Origin of the sequence: Streptomyces sp. MK7 (assembly GCF_032658145.1) — a bacterium.
GTDB classification, from domain to species: domain Bacteria; phylum Actinomycetota; class Actinomycetes; order Streptomycetales; family Streptomycetaceae; genus Streptomyces; species Streptomyces spiralis.
Genome location: NZ_JAVACL010000054.1, coordinates 13,216 through 37,884, shown reverse-complemented (window position 1 = coordinate 37,884; position 24,669 = coordinate 13,216). Strand labels below are relative to the sequence as shown.

Sequence of the window (24,669 nt, the reverse complement as noted above, 5' to 3'; positions counted from 1 at the left end):
GTGTCCGCAGGGTCGGCAGGGCCCGTTCGATCGCGGGTGATCAGGGACAGGCCCGGGCGGGACGGCGCGGCGTGCGCGGGCGGGAGCGAGGCCCGCACCGTCGCCGAACCCGTCAGCATCTGGTCCCTGCCCTAAGAACTCCTGACAGAATGAGGCTAGTTGCCTTGGAATGCTGGCGCCTGATGACGCGTTAGCCCGCGCATGAAGGGGTGAGCAGGGTCATGTTCCCTGTGATGGTGTAGCGGGATCGATCTGATCTTTGTCCTGGGGGTGGATCGTGTCCATGCTTCCCTCGGGGAGGTAGCGGCGGGGAAAGGCGATCCACTCGTCGTGCTCTACGTTCTTTCACGGGTCGACCCCAGCCATTCGTAAGGTTGCGGCATCCAGGGGATCAGGGTGTGGCTGTCGTCGTGCCGCCGGTCGTGGCTGGAGATGCTTGGCCGCCCGGATCCCCACGACGACTCGGCCGCCGATCGGGAAGTGCGAGAAGGCCGCTGCGTAGAGCAATGCCGGCGAGGCCATCCGTGGTACGAGACTCCTTCTCAGGGCGGTCGGCGGCCAGCAGGGCCGGGAGTACGCCGAGGAGCCGGGGGATGACAATCGTTGAGACGATCAGCGACCCCTACGGCCAGCCCGACCCGCTGGACCGCGAGGGCTGGCAGCGTGGCGCAGCATGGCCGAGGCCGCTCAGATCGGCACAGTCATCGTCCGGTGGCCTGCGGCCATCGCACCGGACATCTCCAGCGACCTGCGGCACCGGGAGATCAGCCACCTCGAAGGCCTCGGCGTGCAGGTCAGCTGCTCCTGGGTCCCGCTCGCGCACAGCGGTGAGTCACGGTGAGCGGCCTCGGGCTTATGCACCAGAGCCATCCACTCATCGGCCACCGGGTCATCGACACTGCGAACGGCCGCACGGGCATCCTGCAGGCCATAGCCCCGACGCCACCACAGTGCCCGTCGCATGGCTGCGTCCAGAGAACGGCGGCATCGAGTGGACCACCTCCTCCAAGACGATCGAGCCCGCCGGGAGCCCGTCGGCCGCTGTTCCCGACGACCGCTGACCGGCCTGCGGGCACAGTGCGCTGCACAACTGGGCAGCGAGGCCGGCATCCGGCGGGCCGGCTCAGACTCTCCAGGAGCGCAGCGCTTCGGCGACGGCGTACACACTCAACCGCGTGTCTCGAACCTTTCGAACAAGATCGGACAGTGCGCCGTAAGGCGGGTCGATGCCCTCGCCGGACTGGTCCATGTACTGGGTGGCGACAAAGGCGGCAAAAAGGCTGTTGCGATGTGGCAGCGGCTCTAGGCGCACAAGCGTGTGCAGAAGAGCGGCTGCACGCCAGGCCGGATCCGGGTCGGAGGCCTCAAGTGTCGGCATCCGGGTCTTGTGCCGGGCGACGGCCGCCACCAACGCGGAGTAGTCAGTCACCGAGACGTCCTCGTGCCCAAGGGCCGCCTCCTGGACGTCGAGCAGCCAAGAGACGTCGATATGCAGAACCATCAGGCGGCCGCAGTCCCACGCTCGGAGGGCGGGATCTCCTCGGGGAACGCCTCGTCGAACTCACCCCGCAGCCGGTCAGCCCAGACAGCGGCGCCGGCGACGAACCGCTTGCGGTGCATCTCGCGCACGCCCAGATCGTGAAGGTACGCCTTCAGGCTCTTGCCCTCTGCAGCGGCGGCCGCCCGGACGCCTTCCATTTCCTCGTCGGAGAAGGACACGTTCAGTGATGGCATGGAGCCCATGGTACCTACTTGGTGCCAAGTCCGACAGACCGCATTTCCGAGCGGTCCCGCAACCCGAGGCTCCCCTCGGCCACGAGCTTCTCCCCGAAGAGGCCGGCCACTCCTGCCATGCCGATCGACACAGTGGAGCGACGCTCTGGATGTCGAGCGGAGCGACGCTCCGCTTCTGGTCGGCCGATGCCGGTCGCTCCTCCACACGCGGCTGCACCCCTCGCCGTCCCGCTGTGTCGCGGGCACCCCGAGTTCGGCGATCAGTGTCGGCCGCGTATGGCACTCGGGATGGATCGGGATACGACCCTGGCAAGGGGACCGGGGTGGCAACCGACCGATGTGACTCCGGGGCCTACCCGACGAGGGACTGCGTCCCGATGACGTTCAGGAGCGCCAGCCGGTCGGCGTCCTCGGTGCCGGGCTGGGCGGAGTAGACCATGATGCGCAGGTCGCTGCCGGCGACGTTGAGGATGTCGCAGTCCAGGGTCAGCGCGCCGACGGAGGGGTGGTCGACAGTCTTGCGGGCGGCCTGGTGCTCACCGACGGCGCCCGACTCCCACAGGGTCTCGAAGTCGGCGCTGTGGCGGCGCAGTTCCGCGATGAGGGTCTTGAGGCTCGGGTCGTCGGGGTATCGGGCGGCGGTGCGGCGCAGGTCGGCCACGAGGGAGGCCTGCAGCGCGCCCCTGGATTCGGGGGTCTGGCGCACGCGATGGTCAGGGGTGAGGAAGTTGCGCCAGACGCCGTTGCGGTCGTCGCCGTGCCATTCGCCCATGAGGGCGGTGTAGAGGGGGTTGGCGAGCAGTTGGTTCCAGGCGGCGTCGAAGACGGCGACGGGGGTGCCGGCCAGGCGGTCCAGCATGCGGTGGACGCCGGGGGTGATGTGCCGCGGGACCATGCCGGGTCCGGGTAGGGCGAGGCCGGCCAGGCGGAACAGGTGGGCACGTTCGTTCTGGGTGAGCCGCAGGGCGCGGGCCAGGGCTTCGACGATCTGGGGGGAGGGGCTGGTGGCGCGTCCCTGTTCCAGCCGGATGATGTAGTCGGCGGATATGCCGGCCAGCTGGGACAGTTCCTCGCGGCGCAGTCCGGCGGCACGCCGGCGACCTCCGCCGGGCAGGCCGACGGCCTGGGGCGGGACGTGGTCGCGCCAGTGGCGCAGGGCCGCGCCGAGTTCTGTGGTCGCCATACCGTCGATTGTGGCAAATGAGTGGGTAGCCAGCCTGGTACTGCGATTCCCAGGAAAACGGGGCTACTGGCTGGTCGCACGGGCCACGGCGACCGTGGAGGCATGACACAAGCACGATTCCCTGAACGACCCGTCGTGGGGTTCATCGGGCTGGGTGACCAGGGCCTGCCCATGGCCACCGCGATCGCCGAAGCCGGCTTCCCCCTGCACGCCTGGGCCCGGCGCCCCACCTCCCTGGACGGCCTTGCCGAGGTCCCCCACCAGCGACACGACACGCGCGGTGAGCTGGCCGCAGCCTGCGACATCGTCTGCCTGTGCGTCGGCACCGACGACGAGGTCCTGCAACTCGCCGACCAGCTGCTCGACGGACTGCGCCCCGGCGCCGTCCTCGTCAACCACGGCACCGGCCTGCCCGGCAACGCGGTCCGCCTGACCGAGCTGTGCGCGAAGGCCAGCGTCGAGGTGCTGGACGCGCCGGTCAGCGGCGGCCGCCCGGCCGCGCAGGAGCGCCGGCTGACCGCGATGGTCGGCGGCCCGCAAGCGGCGGCCGAGCGCTGCACGCCGGTGTTCCGCTCCTTCTCCCGACACGTGGTGCACCTCGGCGACGCCGGAGCGGGGCAGACGGCGAAGCTGTTCAACAATGCGTTGCTGATGATGAACCAGGCCGCGATCGCGGAGATCGTCGACCTGGCCAGCCAGCTGAGGCTGGACCCCGCCCGGCTGGTGGAGGTCCTGAAGCTGGGAAGCGCCGCCAGCGCGGCGCTGTCCCTGCTGAACACCATGGTGCGGCCCGACAACGTCGACCACCTGGCCGGCGTCGAAGCCCTCGACATGGACCTGTTCGACCAGGCCATGCGCCAGGCCGGAATCGACCCCACCCAGACCACCGCCCGCGGCCTGGCCGGCGCCCACGGACTCACGCAGCTCGTGCACCGCCTGAGCGCCTGCACCACAACCGCCTTCACTTCGCACAAGGAGGCTTCCTATGTCGGCCGATGACGTGACGCAGCTGGTGCTGCGCGAACGCCAGGGCCGGGACCGCGGCTGGTACCACAAGATGGCCGCCTGCTTCGCCGACGACTCGATCGTCCGGATGAGCTGGTTCACCGGCAGCGGCGCCGACTTCGTACGCCAGACCCGTGCCATGGCCGGCCGCGGCGACCACGCGGTGCACCGGCTCAGCTCGCCTGCCGTCCGTATCCACGGTGACCGGGCCCTGGTCGAGCTGCCGCGGATCATCGAGTGGCGTATCGACATCGACGGGGTGGAGGCGGACCTGGCCTCCGCCTGCGCACCCGTCCCGGTTCTGCCGGGCACCCACCTCGCCGTCGATGCGGCCGAGCTGGCCGGCTACCGGCCGTCCTACCGGTTCCTGGCCCGGTACCTGAACCGCAAGGGCTACACCGTCGGCGATCACCACCTCGGTGACGACCAGCCCGAGGCCGTAGCCGAGCAGTACCACGCCGAACACACCTGGCTCCACCAGAGCCCCACCACCCCGGCCTCTTCGGCCGACCCCCGAAAGGAACAGCACTCATGAGCCAGCTCGCCCTCGTCACCGGCGCCACCTCCGGCATCGGCGAGGCCTTCGCCGAACGCCTCGCCGACGACGGCTACGACCTGATCATCGTCGGCCGCAACAAGGACCGCCTGGAGGCGTTCGCCGCCACCCACCCCAGCGTCTCGGTCCGCACCGTCGCCGCCGACCTGTCCACCGACATCGGCGTCGACACCGTCGCCGAGATCTGCGCCGCCGAGCCGCTGACCCTGCTCGTCAACAACGCCGGCGTCGCCCACTATATGCCGCTGGCCGAACTGTCCGCCGACAAGGCCCGCGAGCTCGTCCACGTCAAGGTGGTCGCCCCCACCATGCTCTCCCGCGCCGCGGTCGCCGGCATGCAGGAGCGCGGCGGGGGACAGATCATCAACGTGGCCGGGATGATCGCTTTCAGCGGTCCGGCCGACAAGTCCGTCATGCCCCGACGCGCCGTTTACGCCGGCGCCCTGGCCCACCTCGTGACCATGTCCCAGACCCTCAGCGCCGAGCTGGAGGACACCGGCGTCCAGGTCCAGGTGCTGTGCCCGGGCGTCGTCGCCACCGAGTTCCACACGCGCCAGGGCCTCGACATGAGCGTCGTGCCGCGCATGAGCGCCGAGGACGTCGTCACCGCCGGCCTGCGCGGCCTCGAACTCGGCGAGGTCGTCTGCGCCCCCGGCGTCGAGGACGCCGGCCTGCTCGACGCCGTCTTCCACGCCGACCTCGCCGCCTTCGCCGGCCAGAGCCCCGCCCTCGCCACCCGCTACCGCACCAAGTCAACTACTCGGTCCTTCAGGGCCGAGTAATTGACGATGAGGCTTCGGCTCATGGCCGCTTGCGGCCTGCTCAATGAAGCAATCGAGCAGGCGCGGGCGCGTTCCGAGGGCGACACCTGGTACGCGGCCTGGAGCGTTTCCGACCTGCTGGCAGAGGCCGGCCGCACGGAGGAATCCGTCGCCGTCCTCGAACAGCACCTGCCCTCCAACAGTTCCCTCCTCGCCCGGCGCTGATCGACCCGGCCGTGTCGTACCCGTGGCCAGAGGTTGACCTGGCCCACCTGTGGACGACGGCGCCGCCGCCGGAGGTGCACGTGTTCTTCGAGTTGTACGCCGAGCTGACCGGGCTCGACCGCGACTGGCGCGAACGCATGCCGATTCTCCAACTACACCAGCACCTGGCCGCGATTGCCCAGTTCGACCCCGACTGGCGTGCCGCCGACCTCGTCCGCGCCACGCTCGCCCCGTTCCGGCGGCGGCCCTGAGCTCAGCTGGGGCGAAGCTCGTTCCTTACCGGTCCGCGATGTCCTAGATGTATTGACCACGAGCGTTGTTGGCACGCCGTGTGTTTTTTGCTCGACGTCCTCTTCGCTTTAGGAGGTCGGGAAGTTACCGTGCATGTCGGTGAGTTCGGGAGCCGGAGCGCCCGAGCGTGCCTGTCGGCGGTATACGCCTGGTGCCTGGCCTGTCGCCCGTTTGAAAGCAAGGCTGAATGCGGCCTCTGACCCGTAGCCCACGGCCCGGGCGATGGTCGCGATGCTCTGCTCGGTATGGGCCAGCCGGTCGGCGCCGAGCTCGACGCGCCACTGCGTGAGGTACTCCAGTGGTCCTTGTCCGACGGCTTTCTTGAACCGGGCGGCGAGCGTGGAGCGGGACACATGGGCGCTGTCCGCGAGCTGCTGCACGGTCCAGGGGTGGGCCGGATCCGCGTGCATGGCCTGCAGCGCCGCCGCGGTGACCGGTTCGGTCAGGCCGTGGAGCCAGCTCCTGCCTTTCACTCCGCTTGCTACCAGATGGCGCAGTAGGTCGACCAGCATGATCATGGCGAGGTGCTGGGCGATGAGTCGCCCGCCGAAACCGTTGTCGCTCACTTCACGGTCGACGCGGTCGAGTATCCGCTGCACGGCTGCGGCGCCGGCCGCGTTGCGCGGCAGGTGGATGAGCGGGGGCAGCCAGTCCAGCAGAAGCTGACGGGCCCGTCCGTCGAAGACGAAACTGCCGCCGATCAGGCGGGCGGACACGGGCTCCGTCCGGGGGCCGACGACCGCCGACCGCCGGTTGCCGCCGCGGAAGTACGGATGGGCCGGCTGCGGCAGGACCTTGGCCGAGGTGGACAGGACGAACTCGACCGGGCGCGTCAGCAGGAAGACGTCTCCGGCACGCAGCACGAGCGGTTCTTCGCCGACGACGCTGAGGACGCAGTTCCCCTCGGTCACGGCGTTGAACTTGGCGCCGGCCGGTGCCGGGAAGACCAGCGACCAGTCGCCGTGTCCGACCAGCGTGGAGACCAGCTGGGCCCGTACGCCTGTCAGCGCGAGGATTTCCTCCACGGGATCCAGAAAACTTGGACGATCTATGAACTCTCCTGGACTGCTGACCATATTGCGTCTCCCTTCTGCGACCTAGGTTAGACCGTGAAAGAAGCCATCCCGAAGATCCGGAGCCTGGTCGTGTCCGACACTCTGCCTGCCATGGACAACCGCGTCGCCATCGCGACCGAGGAGCCCAGCAAGGGCCGGATCGAGTCCTGGCCGCCGACAAGGTCGAGGAAGTCGAGTTCTTCTACCCGTACTACCGGTTCGTCGAGGCCGGCCACCGGGCCGATGTGATCACTCCCTCGGGCGGGTCGCTCACCGGCCTCCGAGGCTTCGGCATCCAGCACACCCAGCCCCTGGCCGACGCCGACGCGGCCGACTACCTCCTGCTCTACGTGCCCGGCGGCCTCGCCCCGACGCAGTTGAGGACCGACCCGGCCGCGCTCGACTTCATCCGCGCCTTCGCCACCGCCCACAAGCCGATCGGTCTGGTCTGCCATGGCCCGCAGGTCCTGGTCTCGGCCGGCCTGGTCGACGGACTGCGCCTCACGTCATGGCCCGAGGTCGGCCCCGAGATCGAGGCGGCAGGCGGCACCTGGATCGACGAGCCGATCGTCCAGGACCGCAACATCTTCACCGCCCGCAAGCCTGGCGACCTGCCCGCTGAACTGCACCGCATCATGACCTTTCTCGACCACCAGGAGGACCACGATGCCTGAGCGCATCACCACCCCCTTCAACGCCCGCACAACCGCCGACGAAGTGATCGAAGGAGTCGATCTGCGCGGCAAGCGGGCCCTCGTCACCGGCGGAGCCTCCGGCATCGGCACCGAAACCGTACGAGCCCTGGCACGAGCCGGCGCGGACGTCACCGTCGCAGTGCGCCGCCCGGACAGCGTCCAGGAACTCGCCACCGCCGCGGACAAGGAAGGATGGCGCGGCACGATCCGCGCCGCCCGACTCGACCTGAGCGACCTGCAGTCGGTGTGCTCGCTCACCGCCGCCTGGCACGGACCGCTGCACATCCTCGTCGCTAATGCCGGAATCATGGCCGTCCCCCAGCTCGAGCGGACCCGTGAAGGATGGGAACTGCAGCTGGCCACCAACTACCTGGGCCACTTCGCCCTCGCCGCCGGGCTCCACCCCGCCCTCCGTGCGGCACGAGCTGCCCGTGTCGTGGTGGTCAGCTCCGGGGCACACCGAAACCACCCGGTCGACCTTGATGACCCGCAGTTCGAGCACACCCCCTACGACCCCTGGGCCGCCTACGGCCGCTCCAAGAGCGCCGACGTACTCCTCGCCGTCGGGATCGCCCACCGCTGGGCCGACGACGACATCACGGCCAACGCCCTCATGCCCGGCTGGATCACGACCAACCTCTCACGCCACATCGACCTCGCCACTCTGCAGGCGATGGGGGCCGCCGACCGGGACGGCAACCGCATCGAGCAGCCCTACTACAAGACGCCCGCCCAAGGCGCCGCCACCAGCGTGCTCCTCGCCGCATCCCCACTGCTCCAGGGCATCACCGGCCGCTACTTCGAGGACAACCAGGAAGCACCCGTCACCACAGACCCGACCAGCCCCGGAGTCGCCGCACACGCTCTACACCCGGAGACCGCCGAACAGTTGTGGAGCTACGCCGCCAGCGCCCTGCCACCCCTTGACCGCGCCTGATGGCCCGTTGCACGGCGGAGACTCCTTGACACACCGCAACGCCCGACTCACCATTCACGGCCGACGGCTCCTGGTCGAACGGGTCCTAGCCGGAAGGCCGGTCGCTCACGTCGCCCACGAAATGGGCATCTCCCGCACCACCGCACACAAGTGGGACCGACGCTGGCGCGCCGAAGGTGACGCGGGGCTGTACGAACGCTCCAGCCGGCCCCTGACGACACCGCACCGCACGCCCGCCGATGTGGAGGAGCGCATCTGCGAGCTGCGGCGCGAGCGCAAGCTCGGCCCGGCTCGCATCGGGCCGATCTTGTCCATGCCGGCTTCGACGGTCCATCGCGTCCTGACCCGCCACCAGCTGAACCGGTTGCGCTGGATGGACCGCCCCACCGGCCAGGTCATTCGCCGCTACGAGCGCGAGCGACCCGGCGAACTGGTCCACGTCGACATCAAGAAGCTCGGCAACATCCCTGACGGCGGCGGACACCGGATCATGCCCCGCCAGCAGGCGGCCGGCAATCGGCAGGTCACGACCAACGCACGCAAGAGCGGCAGTCCCGTGATCGGCTACAGCTTCGTCCCTGCGCGACCTGGGCCGGGAGCTGCTCGCGGGGCTGCGGGAGTTGCTCACCCGGCTGCGCGACGCCGAGGGCGTCGGCGCAGGTGGGTCATTGAACGCACCATGTCCTGGCTGACCGGCTACCGCCGTCTCAACCACCGTTACGAGCGGGAACCAGGCAACTACCTGGCCTTTCTCGGGCTGGCATCCGCCCTGTGCTGCTACAAGCGGTTCCTCAAACGGACCATGTAGGACACGGCCTTGGAGGTTGCGCAGACAGGCGTCCGTCAAAAGGTGTGCCATGAGTGTTCGACGGAAGTGTTACCCGTCGTAGAAGCAGCGAGCGGGTGATCGCCGCGCACGGCGGGATCTTGAAGATCTGCCAGTGCTGTGCCCGGCTGGTGTGCAGGAAGTGAAAGAACGGGGAGTTGCGGCGCAGGAACGGCTGGCCCGTGTGGCCCGCGTGTGGCTGGCCGTTGATGCTCCTGCCCCGGCCGGAGGACTACGGCACGGGGCCGAGGCTGCCCTTCAGGGTGGTGCGGGTGATCAAGGGGCGGTCCCAGCGGGCGAGGATCTCGTTGGCGAGGTTCACGACCGGCAGGGGGTCGACGTCGTTGCGCACCTCGATGCCGGCGGCCAGCAGGCTGCGCGGGACCATGTCGGTGTCCAGGAGCATTCGCCAGTCCTCCGGGCAGAGCGCCAGGAACTCCAGGGCGGTGAGCCGGGAGATCTCCAACGGGTCGGCGAGCGTGCCCGGGTGGGCGCTGAGGGTTCGCAGGCGCGGCAAGTCCATGACGGGCTCCAGGCTGAGCGGTTCGCCCTTCCACACGCCGATGCTCAGGACTTCCAGTGCAGGGTGCGCGGCGGCTTCGACGCTCTTCAGGCTGCGGATGTTGACCCGGGCCGCGGCAGGCGGTTGCTCCGTCCGCGGGGCGCCGCGGCGCTGTGTGGGCAGGCGGAGGATCAGTTCGGTGAGGGAGCCGGCGACCAGGCCGGCGCCGACGCTCTCCTCGTGGCTGAGCACGATGATCTGCCCCGTGTGCCCGGCTGACCCCGGCGTCAGGTCGACCGCGAGCCGGTCGCCGTCCCTGTCGGCGAAGACGATCCAGCCCGGTGACCCGACCAGCCCCTGCACCGCGGCGCCGGGCGGCGTGCCGGCCGTCTCCATCGCCGCGAACCGCCATGGGGAGTGCCGGGAGGGCGCGTCGGCGACGTACAGCTCCTCCAGGGGAAAGAGTTCGCAGGTCACCGTCTCCATGAGGTGCCACATCGCCTCGTCGTCGGCCAGGTCGTCCCTCCGGGCCCGCGTCACCCGGTAGAGCGCCTTGAGCTCGTCGGGCATCGGTATCCCGAGGCGCGCCTCCGCCGTGGCGATCTCCTCCTCGGTCGCACCGATGGCGTCGGGGAGGCGTGCGCGCAGGAAGCTCTCCAGTGCTGCCGGATCCGCCGCCGGCGAGGGCTTCGCGTCGGGCACCGGATCGGGCAGTCGGCGCCAGGGTTCGGGTAGAGCGCCTTCGACCAGTACGAGCGTACCCGGGAGCGGACCGCTGGCCTCGGGCTCCACGGCGGGCCCGAAGTCGAGCAAGTGCAGCACAGCGGGGCCGTCCGGGGACATCCGGGCCACGAAGGAGACGCCGTCGGCGTCCGTCTCCGCCAGCGCGCCCCGCACCCGCCGCACGGCGTCGGACTCGGGTCGTCTGTCCGCCGCGCCAGACGCCTGCCCGTGCATGGTGAACATCGCCCCCCATGGCGTGGGCACGCTGTACGCGTGGGTGCCGATCCGTCCGGCGACGTGACCGCCCAGAGCGCCCGGCGTCGCGATGTGAGTAGATCGCAGGACGTGCAGCAAAGGCACCCAGGTCGTGAACTCATGGAGTGTGGACAACAGGTGCCTCCGATCGGCGCGGTCAACGTGGCGAGGTGATTATCACGTGAGGCAGTGACAGCCTCCTTCTCCAGCGGCACTCGGCCTCGCCGACCATTTGGCCTTGAACGGCGAGGAACCTGCGGAAGCCGCCGACCACGGCCCGCTGGACCCACACCGGTTGCCCCGCGTTCTGCCGCCGCACCACTGCCCGAGTCGTCTGGGGCAACGGTCGAAGTGCTGGCGGTGCGCGAGGTTTGGCGGTGCGCGGCGGTCATGGCCGGCGGTTCGGGCGTTTGTCCCAGCGGTGAGTCATCCATGTCTGCTGTGGCCGTGGAGGCCGCGTTCATTGAGCAGCGCGCGGGTCTTGTCCGAGTCGTAGCCAGCGTCCAGGTGCACGGTGACGTCGTCGGGCAACGGGCTCAGGTTGTCGGGCCGCCCAGGTCCGGGGCGAGGGCGGGGAGTCGTGACGGTCTGCTCCGGCCAGGACACGACCCAGTGGACTGCCGTAACGGTCCGTCATGCCCCAGGACTCCAGGCCCTGTTTGCCGCGGTCGACCGGGGGAACGCCCGGTGACCTCGCCGCCTCCGGGAGCCTTGGTGATGGAGCCGTCCACGGTGATCTGGTCGAGGACGAGGCCGACGATCCGGTCGTAGGAGCTGAGCGCGATCTGCTTGCCGGCGGGGCGCTACACGATCTCCAGCGGCTCTGTGCAACCCCCTTTGGCGTTGTCGACCAAGCGGCAACACGTGGGAACCGTTCGCACAAGCGGCGGTTTGCCCCCATGGGATACGACCCGTGCGCCGACCGTGTGCAGGGCCTCCTCCAGCCAGGCCCGGCCGGGCTCGCCCTCATGGCGGGGGCGGGCGCCGAGGGCGACCAGGCGCCGCTCGACTCCGCGGCGGCCGCGTTCGCCGTTGCGGACCTTGGACATCGCACGGACGGTAGCGCGCGGGTTCCGGGCATCTGGGCGACCTTTGGCCGCGAGCGTATGCGCGGGTCGTGATGTCGCTGTCGTGTCGGGACGGGTTTCGGAGCCTACGGCTGTTCTTCTCGGCCGGCCTGGGCGCGGTTCGGCCGGCGGCTCCCGCGGCCAACGGCTGGAGGGGTGCGCGGTCGTAGGCGCTCGCCCTGCGGCCCGAACATGATCAGGTACTCGACCGGACCGCCGGGGCTGGTGTTCGCCACCCCGTGCGGGGTGCGGGTGTCGAACTCGGCGACGTCCCCGGGGGTCAGGATGAGGTCTTGGTCGCCGAGTGCGAGCCATAGCCGCCCGTACAGGACGCACAGCCACTCGTGGCCGTCGTGGGAGGCCTGACGGGGGCGCGCGGGCGGGTTCTCGAGGGCGGGCAGGACGTGCTTGTGGGCGTGCAGGCCGCCGACGTACCGGGTCAACGGCAGCACCGCCTTGTCGTCGCCGAAGCTCAGCGGCGCCGTGGCGCGCGGCTCGGCCGCGGGGGCGGGTGCCGTGCCGGCCAGCTCGTCCAGGGAGACGCCGTACTCCTTCGACAGTTGCAGCAGCACCTCCAGGGTGGGCTTGCGCCGGCCGGTCTCGATCCTGGACAGCGTGCTGGGTGAGATGCCGGTCGCGCGGCTGACACCGGCGAGCGTCGCGCCGCGGTGCTCACGCGCGGCCCGCAATCGGGGCCCCATCGTGGCCAGTGTGTCGTCCACGTCGTTGACTGCCACCTTCCCGCTCCTTCCTGGCGTGCCGCTTCACCGCTCTGTCCTGCGAGTTTGCCAGAATGGCACGGCTGTTCGCGTCGGGTGGGCGCCGCGCCGCATGATCGATGGGTAGCCGCGTCCGCCGCGAACCGAGGAGAGGCCCATGCAGCCCGAGCCGACCGCCGAGCTCCGCCACCGCATCGTCGAGGCCCCGGCCGGGCGTCTGCACCTGGTCGAGCAGGGCACCGGCCCGCTGGTCCTGCTCGTGCACGGCTTCCCCGAGTCCTGGTACTCCTGGCGCCGCCAGCTCCCGGCTCTCGCCGCGGCCGGCCACCGGGCGGTGGCGATCGACGTGCGTGGTTACGGCCGCTCGTCCAAACCGGGGGCGATCGAGGCCTACCGGATGCTCGACCTGGTGGAGGACAACGTCGCCGTGGTGCGCGCCCTCGGTGAGGAGAGCGCGGTGGTCGTCGGCCATGACTGGGGCTCCAACATCGCCGCCGTCTCCGCCCTGCTCCACCCCGAGGTCTTCCGTGCCGTGGGCCTGCTGAGCGTCCCCTATGCGCCGCCCGGCGGCCCCCGCCCCACCGGCATCTTCGGCCGGATCGGCGGCCCCGAGCAGGAGTTCTACGTCTCCTACTTCCAGGAGCCCGGGCGCGCGGAGGCGGAGATCGAGCCCGACGTGCGGGGCTGGCTCGCGGGCTTCTACGCGGCCCTGTCCGCCGACACCATGCCTGCCCGGGGCGAGCCCGACCCGCACTTCGTCGCCCGCGGCGGCGGCCGGCTGCGCGATCGCTTCCCCACGGGGGTCCTCCCGGCCTGGCTGAGCGAGGACGACCTCGACGTCTACGCCGGGGAGTTCGAGCGCACAGGGATCACCGGCGCACTCAACCGCTACCGCAACATGGACCGAGACTGGGAAGACCTCGCCCCGCACCGCGGAGCCCCGATCAAGCAGCCGTCCCTGTTCATCGGCGGCGCCCTGGATGCCTCCACCACCTGGATGTCCGACGCCATCGACGCCTACCCCACCACCCTCCCCGGCCTGTCGGCCTCCCACCTCTTGGACGGCTGCGGCCACTGGATCCAGCAGGAGCGCCCCGACGAGGTCAACCGCCTGCTGACCGACTGGCTCGCCACCCTTTAGGGCTGAACCAGGCGGGCTGCCCGGGCAGCTTGGCGGTGCGCTCGGGATGGGCGGCGGTGATGCAGCGCATGGCGGTCTGCTCGCAATGCCGGATACTCGTTCGGTCGCCTGTCACTGAGGGCGTGCACAATGCATGCATGAGTCACGACTACCGGCCCGGTGACGTGCTGTTGCTGGAGTGCCTGTTCACTGAGACCGCCGTCACCGGGGTCACCCGTTACCACGTGTCTGTGCGGTGGCCGTGGCTGGAGGTGGACCCGCAGGCCGAAAACATCAGGTGGAACGGTCAAAGGGCGCTTCCAACGCCCGCGGCCCGTGAGTGGGAGATCTTCCTGACGCAACCGGCGGAGACCGCACTGAAGCCGGGCGATACCTGCCTGGTGGGAATCCCCGCGACCGTGGTGCACGTCCAGGCGGTCCATCGCTTCGACCCGCCCCTGGTCACCGGCATGCTGCCGCGGCCCGCGTCCTACGTCGAAGTCCTGCGGCAGGGTGAGAGTCATGACCCTGACCTTGAGGACCAGGGCTACACAATCGATCCGGCCGGCGGTGAACCCATACGCATCGAGCTGCTCTTCCGTCCGTATGCCTTCCTCGAACCGGGTGATGAGGTCGCCGACCTGAACGGGCGCGCTTGGCGGTTCGATGCTGCCTGGGACTGGCACCCCTTCGACGGTGAGCAGTCGGGCACTCCGGCCTGGCCGCTGGCGCTGCTCTCCCGTCGGGGTGGGTCGACACCGAAGGAAGCCGCAGCGGTCGCCCACGCGACGGCAGTCGGCAGCCACGCGGATGAAGTGGAGCGGTGGAGCAAACTCACTCTCGTGCGACCAGCCGCCCATCAGCAGTAGCCTCGAGGGACCGAGCAAGACCAGGTGACAGGTGCGGCCGGCAGTCGAGATCACCTTCTGCTTCCGGGTCGCGCTCGCGAAGGTGCCGCCAGGAGACATGTAGCTGTGTGTGACGGTTGTCGCGCACGGTGATTCTCGGAGATGGACAGGTGTGAGATTTCCGGGAGGGTCCCGGGGCCGATCGCGTTCATGTTCTCGGCTGCTTTTCCGGGGGAGTTGTGGCGTGATGGTAGAGACACCGCCACCTGGGACATCGGCCCCTTCGATAACGACACCGCCGCCGACTTCGGAGGTGACCTGGACGAGGCAGCCCTGGAAGAACGCGAAGCCCTGATCCGCAGCGCGCTCAAACGCGCCGCTGACCCTGCGGACTTCTTGGATACCTCGGAGACGGCGAGCGAGCAGTGGCCGCGGCCGCAGTGGTCGCTGCTCAGTGCCCTGATGGCGAACTGACATGTTGGAACTACGGTCCGTCAGAGCCGCTGCCAGAGTTGCCCGCAGACCTTCGTACGCTCGCTGTCGACGCTCTGGACCAAGTGGCTTCCGAGCGGTCCGAACTCGCCGAACTTTGGGACGAGGCTGCGAACGGCTCGAAGTGGCGCCACGACATCACCCGCCTTCGCGACGTCCTTGACCCACCCGTCCCTCCACAAGAGGAAGCCCTCTTCGACATCTGAGCGATCCCCCACAGTCACGGGTCACAGAAGTTGGACCAGAGCCTGACGTGCGACACCCGTTTGTCACCGAGTTCGGGCAGCACTCGGTGATCGCAGGGCAAGAAAATATCGATGAGAACTGACACCGGTCGTTGGGGCACTGAGGCGCGATGCTGCGAAGATCTCCGAAGCCTCCACCGCAGTTCGGTTGATCCACCAGACTTGTCCCAACGGAGAAGGGACGGCAAGCATGGCAAACAGCGCACTTCTGGTGATGGACGTCCAACGGGACGTCGTGGCCATCGCCGATGACGGTTCCGGATATCTGCCGTGCCTGCGAAGGGCGATCGACGGTGCCCGGGCTGCAGGCATCACCGTGATCTACGTGGTGCTCGGGTTACGGCCGGGCGATCCAGAAGTCAGCCCCCGCAACAAGGTGATGACCAACGCCGTGCGGGCCGGCCTGTTCACAGAGGGAGCCCCTGGCACCGAGATCCATGACGACGTCGCGCCCCAGCAGGGCGACGTCGTGGTCACCAAGAGGCGGGGGAGCGCGTTCTCGGGCAGCGACCTCGACTTGGTGCTCAGGGCTCGCGATATCGACAGCCTTGTTCTCACCGGCATTGCCACCAGCGCTGTGGTGCTGTCCACCCTGTGGCACGCCATCGACCTGGACTTCGGCCTCACCGTCCTGGCGGATGCCTGCCTCGACACCGACCCCGAGGTGCACCGGATGCTGACCGAAAAGCTGTTCCCCCAGTGGGCAGATGTCCTCGCGGTCGAGGACTGGCTCAAAGCCATCGCACCGCAATAGCGGAAGGCCGTCCGGACCCTCGCGAGTGGGGCAAGCCGGCATCGCTCCGATAGGCCGGGGGGAGGCCAGCCGGCGGCGTTCTGCGCTGCTGCCCGGGCCTGGGTGAGGGCCAGGCGGTAGGATTCGGTGCCTGTCTGGATGAGGTTGCCGCCGAAGGTGAGCCGGTCGACGATGGCCGCGCAGAGCCGGGGGGTCGGTGAAGGTCTTGGTCCAGCCATCTGGGGCAGGCACTTGTTCGCTCACGAGAGTTGCTGCTGCCACCTGCCCGTATCCCTTCCTGCGGTCCTCGTTGGTTCTCGCGGCAGTGTCACGGTTTTCCAGGTGCTGCCTTGACCGATCGGGTTCCTGCAGGCCCGCAAGGCGGCCGAGATCGAGGCCGTGTTCGGCATCCGCCTGGTCTGCCCGGTCGACGAGTTCAACGCCTCCCGGCATGTCGGCGACGACTCCCTCACCGACCCTCCCACGCGGCCGCCGCGAAAGCCAGCCGCGAACAGGCTCGCATGCGGCTGGTCCTTGCCGACCAGCTCGACGTCGGACAGCGGCCGCTCGTCACTACGACCGGGTCTTCGGCGTCATCGACGGCGGCCTGAGCACAGGCGAGGCAGTCGTCTGACGACCAGCACCAAGCAGACCTCGAAGGCCCGCGACGTCTTCTCCGAACTGGCCTGTCTCGTCGAGGCGTTGAAGGCCCCAGCATTGCGGGAGCAGCCGTGGCGGCTGGCCGAGCGGGCCCGGGGTGAAGGTTTGGAGCCGCGTGGAATATCTGGCGGCGTGCCTGCAGCGGGAGGTCGCCGCCCGCGACTCCCACGGCGCCGAAGGCCGCATCCGCGCAGCCGTTTCCCCTCCCGCAAGTCGCTGGAGGACTTCGACTTCGACCACCAGCGGTTCGTGAAACGCGAGGTCATCGCCGACCTCGGGACGCTGGGCTTCGTCGTCGGCAAGGGAAACGTCATCTTCCTGGGGCCGCCGGCACCGGTAAGCCCCACCTCGCCACCGGCCAGGGCATCCGGGCCTGCCAGGCAGGCCACCGGGTTGCGTTCGCGACAGCCGCTCAGTGGGTCGCCCGCCTCGCCGACGCCTACCAGGTCGGCCGTCTGGGCGACGAACTTACACGGCTCGGACGGATCCCGCTGATCATCGTGGACGAGGTCGGCTGCATCCCCTTCGAACCCGAGGTCGCGAAGCTGTTCGTCCAGTTCATCTCGGGCCGCTACGAACGCGCCTCCGTGATCGTGACCAGCAATAAACCCTTCGGACGCTGGAGCGAGGTCTTCGGCGACGACACGGTCGCCGCCGTGATGATCGACCGCTACGTCCACCACGCCGAAGTGGTCTCCCGCAAGGACGACAGCTACCGCATGCGCGGCCACGACCTCGGACGGGTTCCCGCCGCCGACACCGGGGAATAATCAACATCAACCAACGTAGTGCGGGGCCAACTTGGGAGTCGAGCACCGGGTCAGCTTTCGAAGACCGCTGACACGCTGCGTCCCGAAGCAACTTGAGCGGGCTTGCTGCCAGTGGACGGTGCCGCTCTCACCTGCGCTGACGGTCGCAAGCGTTTGCGTTCGAAAATAAACACGGCATCAAGTCGCATACGCCTTCTCAGACGTCTAAATGATGCGTGGTCAGGCCTTGCTGGCAAGGTGATCGGATACGCAACAGGTGGACAGCAACAACCGGAGCTATCGGTTCCCCGGCTCTCTGGGTAACGAACTTGTCCGAGAAGTTCCTTAATCGCCCAGTGAGGCCGATGTAGCGTGCCGTGCACATCTGCAGCACCGGGAGGACTGAAGTTGAGATTCCACTGGAGGCGACTTACGGTCGCCGCCGCCGTTATGGTCGCCGTCTTGGCGACGCTGACCTGCCCAGCGTCAGCAGAAGGCAGCCATGACCTGGTGGGGTATGTCGGAAGCTTAAGAGGCTCAGGGCCCTTGTCCGTAGGAAAACCTGTATCCGCAGTCACGCGACAGGTCGACGAAGGGGCGACACCACGCGCGGCGGCCGCCGACAGGTACGAGACGATCGAAGAGTGCCAAAGAGATGCCGTACCGGATAAAAAGGACGGGACAACGACGGCGCAGGAGATCCTCAATCGCTTCACGCTCTGTCGCGTTGTACGCACTCAGTACTGGTACGTTGACGCGCGTTCACCCCAACTGCCCTTGGCGTACGCCAACTTCCGCTTCACGACCGTCATGAACTCTTACCATGATGGTCGCAGGGCGGACAAGATTAGTCGGTTGGACGATTTCGACTACCATCTTACGCCGGCGGGATCGCTCGAACCCGACGCACTGAGGCAACTCGCTAAGGCGCCCCTGACCCTGAGGGTGTGGTGCAACGGTCTGCAAGGCGCCACTTGCGACGGCACGGCCGACCACTTGGACGCCTCAGTGAAGCGATCGCTGGCCGCATGGGCCATCGCTGGGACCGCCGGCGCCGATGTGCGGACCACCTCAGATCTGAGTAACTCCAAGCCAACCGATCCCACGAAGGACAAGCGGGCTGCTCCTTTCTATGCCCGCGACAAGGCTAGCTGGCACGGAATGAAGGACGAGCTGATCGGGGGCTATCGGGAACCGGGTACTGAGCCGGCCTCCATCTCGACGCCGCTGCGTTGTGACAGCGCCTCGTACCTGGGACGGCCCGGTTGCATCTGGGACGACGCACCCCTGGTCATGCAGGTCATCGCCAGCAAATACCCCGCTTACGCGGACCATGTGAAGACGGCTCAGGAGAAGCCGACCGCAACAGAGCCTTACGGTAAATTCATGCCCTCTCTCCTCATACCCGGGTCGAACAACCCAAATCTCCCCAGCTACAAAAAGCCGCTGACGCGCCTGTACGTGCCCACAACGCGCAATCCCTTCGATCCGACTTATGACAGCGCCGCCGAGTACTACGACAACAACACGTCGACGAAGGACTACCACTGTCGCACCATCCCCCGGCGCGGAAGCGATCAGTGCGATGAGTACCCCATGGCCAAGACCTGGGAAGGCGCCTACTACTCCATCCCCCATTCACTTGAACCCTGGCGGTTCTCGCTGCGTTACATCCCGCGCAAACAGAACGGAAACGCGGGCACGGACTTCCAGCAATGGATGAAACAGCAACGGGTGCTCGCGGCTAAAGACGAGGTGAACGGAGGAGACGAATACCGTGTCCAGGTCGTCACGTCGCCTACTTCCAGCCAGGCGGCGGCGGCAGCCGCCGAGGCGCGAACCGAGGCCACAGCTACAGTGCCGATTCCTGCCGACGACATCTGCACGGATGATATCGGCGGACGCTTCTCCTGCTCCTATGGCGAGGAGTGGAACATCTACAGCGACGGTTCACGAGAGAAGTGGGTGATCGGTCCCGACCGTCAGGTTTGGCACACTACAGCCCAGCTCGGCGGCACCTGGTCGGCATGGACATCTCTAGGCGGTCAGGCTACTTCAGGCGTTACACTCGTTGAAGAAAAGGGCATGTCCGCCAAGATCATGGTCCGTGGCACCGACGGCGAGTACTACTTCAGCAAACGTGACAAGAAGACCGGCACCTGGTCGGGCTGGTCCCGCTGAACCGCACTACGGTCAGTGCTGAAGAGCCGAGGTCGGGCCACCAGCGGTACGGCGCCGCTTCCTACTCGGGGGCGGCGCTGCGGTGCTGTGCGGGGCCAGCGACGTTGCAGTCGTGTGCCGAGCGCGGCCATGAAGGCTCCGTTTTGATCGCGCCCGCGCACCAGGTACCGACCACGGTCCGCCAACCACCCGCCATGCAAGGCGGGATCTCATCCACCTCAGCCTCGCCGAAATACGACGGCGGATCACCCGCCTCACCGACCGCCGACCCACCCCCGCAGAACACATCCTGCACTGGTCCACCTGGCGCCGACGACGACAACACCAAGCCCGCACCAGCCACTACAAACGACGCGGACACAGCCCCTGACCTGGCCATCAGTCGCGACAAGCACCGTTGCAGTACTAAGAAGTTTCGGGTTTCTCGACACGACCAGGGAAGATTCGCTGTCCTGGAGAAGATCGCCAGAGTTCTGCCGCCGCGGACGTCGAGCTCGAAACCGTTGAAGTCGGCGACGGCAACCGCCGAGCCGAGCCTTGCCCCAGCGCTGGCGGCGGAGGTGGTGTAGGTCAAGCCGGAGTTCAGGCGGGGCCCGTGCAGCACGGTCACCGAGCCGCGGTCGGTGTGGCCGTCGGCGTCGTCCTGACCGGGTGCACCGAGCGCGAGGTCGGCGTAGCCGTCACTGTTGACATCGCCCCATGCGGTGGCGGCGCCGAAGTGGTTCCCGGGCGCGGAGGAGCCCGGGACACCGGGGCTGTCCTGGGTCAGCGTCACGTGCTCAGCGGCCGCAGGTCCCTGGGGACTGCCCAGGATGACCGTCACGCTACCGGCACCGCCTGATGCCTTCGGTGCGCCCGCGGCCAGGTCGCTGATGCCGTCCCCGTTGTAGTCCGCGGTGGCCGACGTGTGCGAGGTACCCGTGAGCTCGTCGTCGACGTCGCCGACCAGGGGTGGACGCTCCTTCTACGTCTGCGGCTCGCCGGCCATGGTCTCCACGACAGTGCGCGATCTGGCGCAGGCAGGCATCCCGCACGACGTGCTGCACTTCGAAGACGTTCAGTGATCGGAGATTCGTGAACGAGACAGGAGCACACCATCCGGCAGCGAACCGCGTGACGCCCGAGGCACTGCGGTCGATGACCTTTCCCCGTGCCCCGCTGACACGTCGCGGCTACAGCGAGGAGGCGGTGCACGACACACTGCGCCGCTGCGCGGCGACTGTGACCGCGCTGATGGAGGAGAACGACCGGCTGCGGACGGACATGCAGCGCCAACGGGACTGGGTCCGGGCGAACAACATCGGCGACGGCAGCGGCCCTACTGGGGTGCCGCCCGTGGATGCGGTACTGCAGCAGGCCCGCGCCCAGCAGTCGGCGGAGCAGACCGTGACAGCGGCCCGGGAACAGGCCCGCAACATGGTGCGGGCCGCCAGGGCACAGGCCGAGGCGATCCTGCAGCAGAGATGGGAACAGGCCTCCCAGGCAGCTGACGGCGACCAGGAAGAGACCGAACGACTCGTTTCCTACCTGCGCCAGGTCGCGCAGTCCCTGACCGTCACCGCGGACCAGTACGCCACCAAACGCACCCAAATACTCTCCCCGCCGGCCAGTACCACCACTTCGCACGGCGCCTGACCTGCGGACCAGACCGGCACACCCGAACCCGGTCCGCCGTCCGGTCCAGGCGTGCGGCCAGGCACAGCGCCATGCGCGGTCTGCTGGCAGGCGTCCGCAACGGCCTGACCACCCTGTTCGCCGCGTTCGATGTTGCCACCGGCGAAGTCATCACCGCACTGCACCGTCGGCACCGGGCCGTGGAGTTCAAGAAGTTCCTTATCCGGATCGACAAGGAGGTGCCCGCGCACCTGCAGGTCCACCTGATCGTCGACAACTACGGCGCCCACAAGACACCCGCGATCAAGGCATGGCTGGCCACACACCCCAGGTTCGAACTCCACTTCACCCCGACCGGCAGCTCATGGATCAACCAGGTCTAGCGGTGGTTCGGCTACCTCGCCCACCAGATGATCCGCCGCGGCGCACACAAGAACATCCAGGCCCTGGAAGCCGACATCCGGGCATGGGTCAAAGACTGGAACGAAGACCCCAAGCCGTTCATCTGGACCAGGACCGCCGAGGAGATCCTCGACTCCCTCGCCCGCCTCTGCCGACGGATCTCTGGCGCAAGACACTAGGGTGCCCCGCATGCTTCGACGGTCCGGGACCATCACACGCGTAACTGCCTCGGCGGCAAGTCTGGGCGCCGTACTTGCCATGGCTTCCGGGCCGCCCGCGGCGGCCGACGGCTCGGGCCAGGTCGCGTTGCGGCTCGAAGCCCCGGCGGATTTCCACATGTACAGCGCCGATGAGGGCGCCTCGGCTTCCAACAGTGGCTTCGTCGTGCCCGTCAGCGTCGTGCCCAGCGACGGCGGCCAGGCCCGCAACGTCAAGGTGGTGGTCGACGCGTCGGGACTGAAGGGTGTCGCCCAGGCGGGGAAGGGCGGCTACGGGAACTGCACCGGCGAGGGCCCCGTGTTCACGTGCGTGTACGGAGACCTCGAGAACGGTGGCGACGGGGAAGCCAACGCACCCTTCACCCTCCGCGGTGTGGACGGCGTCGAGCCGGGCGACAGCGGGACGGTGACCTACACCGCCACAGCCGACAACGCGGCCCCGGTCACCGGCACCACCCGTATGATCGTGGACGGTCCCACGCTGGGTTCACCCGAGGCGGAGAAGACGGTGACGGGCGTGGCACCGGGCAAGTCCCGCCCGCTGACCCCCAAGTTCGCCAATCGCAGCCGGTTCACCACGGAGCGAGGCGTCGCCCTCCAACTCGGCATAGAGGGCGGGCTGCTGATGGGGCCGCGCCCCAGCAACTGCTACTTCGATCCGAAGTTCACCTCGGCGTGGTGCAGTTTTTCCACGAAGGCCGCGCCGGGCACTGCCTACCGCACCAGCGCCCCGATCCGCTACACGGCCGCTCCCGGGAAGGTGAAGGGCACACTGAGCTACACGTGGTCGTCCGAGCCCGACAAGCCCGAGGGTTTCACCGTGCGCGGCGAGGGGCCCCCTATATCGCTGACCAGGACGGACCGCGGTCTGACGGGCGCCGTCGGCCGCGTCTGGTTCGAGACCACCGTGCAGGCCGACTACGAGCCGGTGACGGCGACCGTCCGGGGCCGCGTCGGCGACACCGTGCGGGTGCGTCTCGGGGTGCGCAATCACGGGCCGGGCCGGCTGACCGGTTCGGAGACACTGGGCGGCTTCGAGGTGATCCCGCCGGAGGGAACCACCGTGACCTCCATTCCGTTCACCATCGAGGAGGACGGCGGCACATGGGCGTGCGAACGGCCGGAGAAGCCCGGCGGAGCGTTCGTCTGCGACATCGGTTCGGGACGCTTCATCGATGTGCTGGACCAAGGGGGGACGACCGCCATCGACTTCCACATCCGGATCGACCGGCAGGTGCCGGGTGCGAAAGGCACCATCCGTACGCACAACCCCTATGACCGCACGCCCGGAAACGACCTTGCCTACATCCCGCTCGACGCGTCGCCAGCGCCACCCCACCGGCGTGCCGGCCCGTGGGCCGTGGGGATCGCGGCGCTCCTGGTCCTGGCGGCCCTGTACGGGCATCGGCGGCGCCTGCTGCCGCAGTTCAGCAGGAGGCGCTGACTGCGCGGACCGCCGGGGCGGAAGGAGGCCGCCGAGGCCGGCACGCCGGCCGGCCAGCCGCTGCCAGGCCGCGCCGAACGTGTCCTTCAGCTGACCGCGCTCGCCGTCCCGGGCGAGGGGGCGCGGGAGCCGGCTGGGCGGGCCCGCGCGCCACCCCGTTCTTCTTCACCTCGCGGCCGGCGCCGGCCTGGCTGGACGTCCTTCAGGAGCACGCGCCGCATCTGCTGTTGACCGACGAGACGGCCGGCGTGTGGTCGGCCGCCCCGTTCCTCGAGTACCTCGTCGGCGTCGCCACGGACACCGCCCGGTCCAGTATGCGGACGCCCCACTTGGCCGATTGCCACTCCTTTGACGAGCATGGCTCTTGGCTCCGGGAGTACGGCCAGGCGGAGTCGGATGGCCTGGCGCGGCCAACGGGAGACTGCCCCACACACTGTGTGGAGTGTCGGGCCCGGGGCCCCAACGCTGCACGAGCGTGAGCTCCGCAGCCCACGCAGTGCACCGGCTGCCGCCTGGGGCAGCCCCTCGTCGAACCTGTCCATCAATCCCTTCCCGTCCTTGGTGAGCGCCTCCCCACGCGCGCGATCATCCTCTCGCGGCACAGATTCATCGGACAACCAAGGTGCAATCGTTGCGGATACCTACCTGAGGCCCATGTCAGGCCGCGTGAGGCGTGGAGTCGCGGGCTCGTGAATTCCGGGTTGGGGCAGTCTTGCGAGTCCGGCGCATGCCCCGCAGCGCCTGGTCGCCGTCGCCGAGGTCGTTCACCGTCTGGCAAAAGGGAGCGAAACGCCCCGATCCGCAAGCCGGAGCCTGGACGGCAAACGGGGCGGCCGCGGCCGTACACGCTGCTGCCCTGACGTGGACCGGCGAGACGGGCGACATCAAGGGAGCCACAATCCTGCTCGTCGACGACGTCTTGACCAGCGGGTCGCAGCTCCAGCGGGTCGCACTCCGGCTCCGGGCATCCGGCGCCGCCGACGTCCGCGGACTCGTCCTTGCGCGCGTCCCCTGGAGCGGATGACCCGGCGCCTCTGCATCACCCGCCGGCAGGGAGAAGGGGGATCACTTCCATTTTGCGGGGCCGGGCCCTGCACGATCCGGCTGGGGGAGCGTGGGGGAGTCCGCCCATGCGGCCGCGGTCTCGTCAACGGGGGTTCGGGAAAGCCGGCAAGGCCCAGCGGCACGGGGGACGGGTAGGTGCTAGGCGCGGAGGACTGCAGCAGCAGTCGGAAGTGTTCGCCGTCGGCGGGCCGCAGGGCCAGTTGCATGCCGGCGGCCTGGCCGGCGTCGAGCGCGGCCGTCAGCCGTCCGCGGTCCTCGGCGAGGGCGCGGGAGTGGCATCGGCCTGCTGGCCTGTTTCGTGGCGGCCGAGCGGATCCGGGCCCCGGCACCCCGGCCAGGATGCCGACGGACATCAGCCGCGTAC

27 protein-coding genes and 6 pseudogenes are annotated in these 24,669 nt (G+C 68.7%); 22 read left to right on the top strand and 11 right to left on the bottom strand.

The features are described from left to right. The first annotated feature begins 673 nt into the window (after positions 1-673). Entirely contained in the window at positions 674-841 is a 168-nt protein-coding gene (locus tag R2S09_RS35170) for a hypothetical protein (RefSeq protein WP_306192613.1), read from the top strand. 282 nt (positions 842-1,123) lie between these two features. Here R2S09_RS35170 and R2S09_RS35165 read toward each other — a convergent pair whose 3' ends face one another. The 3 genes from R2S09_RS35165 to R2S09_RS35155 form a co-directional block, all read right to left on the bottom strand. Further along, on the bottom strand, positions 1,124-1,501 hold the full coding sequence (locus tag R2S09_RS35165; RefSeq protein WP_306192611.1) for a toxin Doc: 378 nt from the start codon (positions 1,499-1,501) through the stop codon (positions 1,124-1,126). Beyond that, positions 1,501-1,734, bottom strand: a complete 234-nt coding sequence (locus tag R2S09_RS35160) for a hypothetical protein (protein WP_306192610.1) — start codon at positions 1,732-1,734, stop codon at positions 1,501-1,503. Before R2S09_RS35160 ends, R2S09_RS35165 begins: the two co-directional genes overlap by 1 nt. Before the next feature lie 352 nt (positions 1,735-2,086). Then, positions 2,087-2,917, bottom strand: coding sequence for a helix-turn-helix transcriptional regulator (locus R2S09_RS35155; protein ID WP_316745368.1), 831 nt, complete (start codon positions 2,915-2,917; stop codon positions 2,087-2,089). A gap of 102 nt (positions 2,918-3,019) precedes the next feature. Here R2S09_RS35155 and R2S09_RS35150 point away from each other — a divergent pair, with 102 nt between their 5' ends. The 5 genes from R2S09_RS35150 to R2S09_RS35130 are packed head-to-tail and all read left to right on the top strand — an operon-like array spanning position 3,020 to position 5,715. Continuing rightward, on the top strand, positions 3,020-3,916 hold the full coding sequence (locus R2S09_RS35150) for an NAD(P)-dependent oxidoreductase (protein WP_316745367.1): 897 nt from the start codon (positions 3,020-3,022) through the stop codon (positions 3,914-3,916). Beyond that, positions 3,903-4,457: a nuclear transport factor 2 family protein gene (locus R2S09_RS35145; protein ID WP_316745366.1), complete on the top strand. Its 555-nt coding sequence runs from the start codon at positions 3,903-3,905 to the stop codon at positions 4,455-4,457. The genes R2S09_RS35150 and R2S09_RS35145 overlap by 14 nt, the downstream gene beginning before the upstream one ends. Further along, complete coding sequence (locus tag R2S09_RS35140) at positions 4,454-5,260, top strand: SDR family NAD(P)-dependent oxidoreductase (RefSeq protein WP_316745365.1); 807 nt, start codon at positions 4,454-4,456, stop codon at positions 5,258-5,260. Before R2S09_RS35145 ends, R2S09_RS35140 begins: the two co-directional genes overlap by 4 nt. Positions 5,261-5,281: 21 nt before the next feature. Then, complete coding sequence (locus R2S09_RS35135; protein WP_306192603.1) at positions 5,282-5,464, top strand: hypothetical protein; 183 nt, start codon at positions 5,282-5,284, stop codon at positions 5,462-5,464. An 11-nt stretch (positions 5,465-5,475) separates the two neighbouring features. After that, positions 5,476-5,715: a hypothetical protein gene (locus R2S09_RS35130; protein ID WP_306192602.1), complete on the top strand. Its 240-nt coding sequence runs from the start codon at positions 5,476-5,478 to the stop codon at positions 5,713-5,715. 108 nt (positions 5,716-5,823) lie between these two features. Here R2S09_RS35130 and R2S09_RS35125 read toward each other — a convergent pair whose 3' ends face one another. Then, a complete protein-coding gene (locus R2S09_RS35125) occupies positions 5,824-6,780 on the bottom strand; it encodes an AraC family transcriptional regulator (protein WP_316745364.1) in 957 nt (318 codons plus the stop codon). 65 nt (positions 6,781-6,845) lie between these two features. Here R2S09_RS35125 and R2S09_RS35120 point away from each other — a divergent pair, with 65 nt between their 5' ends. From R2S09_RS35120 to R2S09_RS40780, 4 genes and pseudogenes are all read left to right on the top strand, one after another. Then, entirely contained in the window at positions 6,846-7,484 is a 639-nt protein-coding gene (locus tag R2S09_RS35120) for a type 1 glutamine amidotransferase domain-containing protein (protein ID WP_316745377.1), read from the top strand. Continuing rightward, positions 7,477-8,442: an SDR family NAD(P)-dependent oxidoreductase gene (locus tag R2S09_RS35115; RefSeq protein WP_306192600.1), complete on the top strand. Its 966-nt coding sequence runs from the start codon at positions 7,477-7,479 to the stop codon at positions 8,440-8,442. Before R2S09_RS35120 ends, R2S09_RS35115 begins: the two co-directional genes overlap by 8 nt. A 25-nt stretch (positions 8,443-8,467) precedes the next feature. Then, positions 8,468-9,019, top strand: a pseudogene (locus R2S09_RS35110) (leucine zipper domain-containing protein); the annotation flags it as partial. Continuing rightward, positions 8,999-9,250 (top strand): transposase, encoded by a 252-nt coding sequence (locus R2S09_RS40780; protein ID WP_399145374.1) that lies wholly within the window; start codon positions 8,999-9,001, stop codon positions 9,248-9,250. The pseudogene R2S09_RS35110 and the gene R2S09_RS40780, both read left to right, overlap by 21 nt. A 250-nt stretch (positions 9,251-9,500) precedes the next feature. Here R2S09_RS40780 and R2S09_RS35105 read toward each other — a convergent pair whose 3' ends face one another. The 4 genes and pseudogenes from R2S09_RS35105 to R2S09_RS35090 all read right to left on the bottom strand — a co-directional run bounded on the left by R2S09_RS35105 (position 9,501) and on the right by R2S09_RS35090 (position 12,552). Beyond that, positions 9,501-10,883 carry an SMI1/KNR4 family protein gene (locus R2S09_RS35105; RefSeq protein ID WP_316745363.1) on the bottom strand — a complete coding sequence of 461 codons (1,383 nt, stop codon included), beginning with the start codon at positions 10,881-10,883 and terminating at the stop codon, positions 9,501-9,503. A 297-nt stretch (positions 10,884-11,180) separates the two neighbouring features. After that, positions 11,181-11,539, bottom strand: a pseudogene (locus tag R2S09_RS35100) (IS5/IS1182 family transposase); the annotation flags it as partial. Positions 11,540-11,551: 12 nt separating this feature from the next. After that, on the bottom strand, positions 11,552-11,797 hold the full coding sequence (locus R2S09_RS35095; protein ID WP_316745362.1) for a hypothetical protein: 246 nt from the start codon (positions 11,795-11,797) through the stop codon (positions 11,552-11,554). A 104-nt stretch (positions 11,798-11,901) separates the two neighbouring features. Next, a complete protein-coding gene (locus R2S09_RS35090) occupies positions 11,902-12,552 on the bottom strand; it encodes a helix-turn-helix transcriptional regulator (protein WP_316745361.1) in 651 nt (216 codons plus the stop codon). Between the two features lie 139 nt (positions 12,553-12,691). On the opposite strand from R2S09_RS35090, the gene R2S09_RS35085 reads away from it, so the two are divergent. From R2S09_RS35085 to R2S09_RS35065, 5 genes are all read left to right on the top strand, one after another. Beyond that, complete coding sequence (locus R2S09_RS35085; RefSeq protein WP_306193172.1) at positions 12,692-13,675, top strand: alpha/beta fold hydrolase; 984 nt, start codon at positions 12,692-12,694, stop codon at positions 13,673-13,675. A 137-nt stretch (positions 13,676-13,812) separates the two neighbouring features. Further along, a complete protein-coding gene (locus R2S09_RS35080) occupies positions 13,813-14,523 on the top strand; it encodes a hypothetical protein (protein WP_316745360.1) in 711 nt (236 codons plus the stop codon). Between the two features lie 189 nt (positions 14,524-14,712). Next, a complete protein-coding gene (locus R2S09_RS35075; RefSeq protein WP_316745359.1) occupies positions 14,713-14,976 on the top strand; it encodes a DUF4259 domain-containing protein in 264 nt (87 codons plus the stop codon). After that, positions 14,928-15,200 (top strand): DUF4259 domain-containing protein, encoded by a 273-nt coding sequence (locus R2S09_RS35070; protein WP_316745358.1) that lies wholly within the window; start codon positions 14,928-14,930, stop codon positions 15,198-15,200. Before R2S09_RS35075 ends, R2S09_RS35070 begins: the two co-directional genes overlap by 49 nt. Before the next feature lie 229 nt (positions 15,201-15,429). Further along, positions 15,430-15,993: a cysteine hydrolase gene (locus R2S09_RS35065; RefSeq protein ID WP_316745357.1), complete on the top strand. Its 564-nt coding sequence runs from the start codon at positions 15,430-15,432 to the stop codon at positions 15,991-15,993. A gap of 71 nt (positions 15,994-16,064) precedes the next feature. On the opposite strand, the pseudogene R2S09_RS35060 reads toward R2S09_RS35065, so the two are convergent. Then, positions 16,065-16,209, bottom strand: a pseudogene (locus tag R2S09_RS35060) (ATP-binding protein); the annotation flags it as partial. 162 nt (positions 16,210-16,371) lie between these two features. Between R2S09_RS35060 and istB the strand changes: the two are divergent. Together istB and R2S09_RS35045 are read left to right on the top strand one after the other, a co-directional pair. Further along, a pseudogene (istB, locus tag R2S09_RS40775) lies at positions 16,372-17,402 on the top strand (IS21-like element helper ATPase IstB). A gap of 441 nt (positions 17,403-17,843) precedes the next feature. Further along, a complete protein-coding gene (locus R2S09_RS35045) occupies positions 17,844-19,562 on the top strand; it encodes a hypothetical protein (protein ID WP_316745356.1) in 1,719 nt (572 codons plus the stop codon). 61 nt (positions 19,563-19,623) lie between these two features. Here R2S09_RS35045 and R2S09_RS35040 read toward each other — a convergent pair whose 3' ends face one another. Both R2S09_RS35040 and R2S09_RS40770 read right to left on the bottom strand, forming a co-directional pair. Next, positions 19,624-20,337, bottom strand: a complete 714-nt coding sequence (locus R2S09_RS35040) for an FG-GAP repeat protein (RefSeq protein WP_399145362.1) — start codon at positions 20,335-20,337, stop codon at positions 19,624-19,626. A 48-nt stretch (positions 20,338-20,385) separates the two neighbouring features. Beyond that, positions 20,386-20,511 (bottom strand): annotated as a pseudogene (locus tag R2S09_RS40770) (hypothetical protein); the annotation flags it as partial. Between R2S09_RS40770 and R2S09_RS35035 the strand changes: the two are divergent. From R2S09_RS35035 to R2S09_RS35015, 5 genes and pseudogenes are all read left to right on the top strand, one after another. Next, positions 20,483-20,626, top strand: coding sequence for a hypothetical protein (locus tag R2S09_RS35035; protein WP_316745355.1), 144 nt, complete (start codon positions 20,483-20,485; stop codon positions 20,624-20,626). The pseudogene R2S09_RS40770 and the gene R2S09_RS35035 overlap by 29 nt on opposite strands. Positions 20,627-20,699: 73 nt before the next feature. Further along, a complete protein-coding gene (locus R2S09_RS35030; protein ID WP_316745354.1) occupies positions 20,700-21,197 on the top strand; it encodes a hypothetical protein in 498 nt (165 codons plus the stop codon). Continuing rightward, positions 21,194-21,757: pseudogene (locus tag R2S09_RS35025) on the top strand (IS630 family transposase). The gene R2S09_RS35030 and the pseudogene R2S09_RS35025 overlap by 4 nt, the downstream one beginning before the upstream one ends. Positions 21,758-21,836: 79 nt before the next feature. Continuing rightward, positions 21,837-23,240 (top strand): hypothetical protein, encoded by a 1,404-nt coding sequence (locus R2S09_RS35020; RefSeq protein WP_316745353.1) that lies wholly within the window; start codon positions 21,837-21,839, stop codon positions 23,238-23,240. Between the two features lie 727 nt (positions 23,241-23,967). Continuing rightward, the gene (locus R2S09_RS35015) at positions 23,968-24,264 is read left to right on the top strand and encodes a phosphoribosyltransferase (protein ID WP_316745352.1); all 297 of its coding nucleotides are present in this window, start codon (positions 23,968-23,970) and stop codon (positions 24,262-24,264) included. The last annotated feature ends 405 nt before the right edge of the window (positions 24,265-24,669 follow it).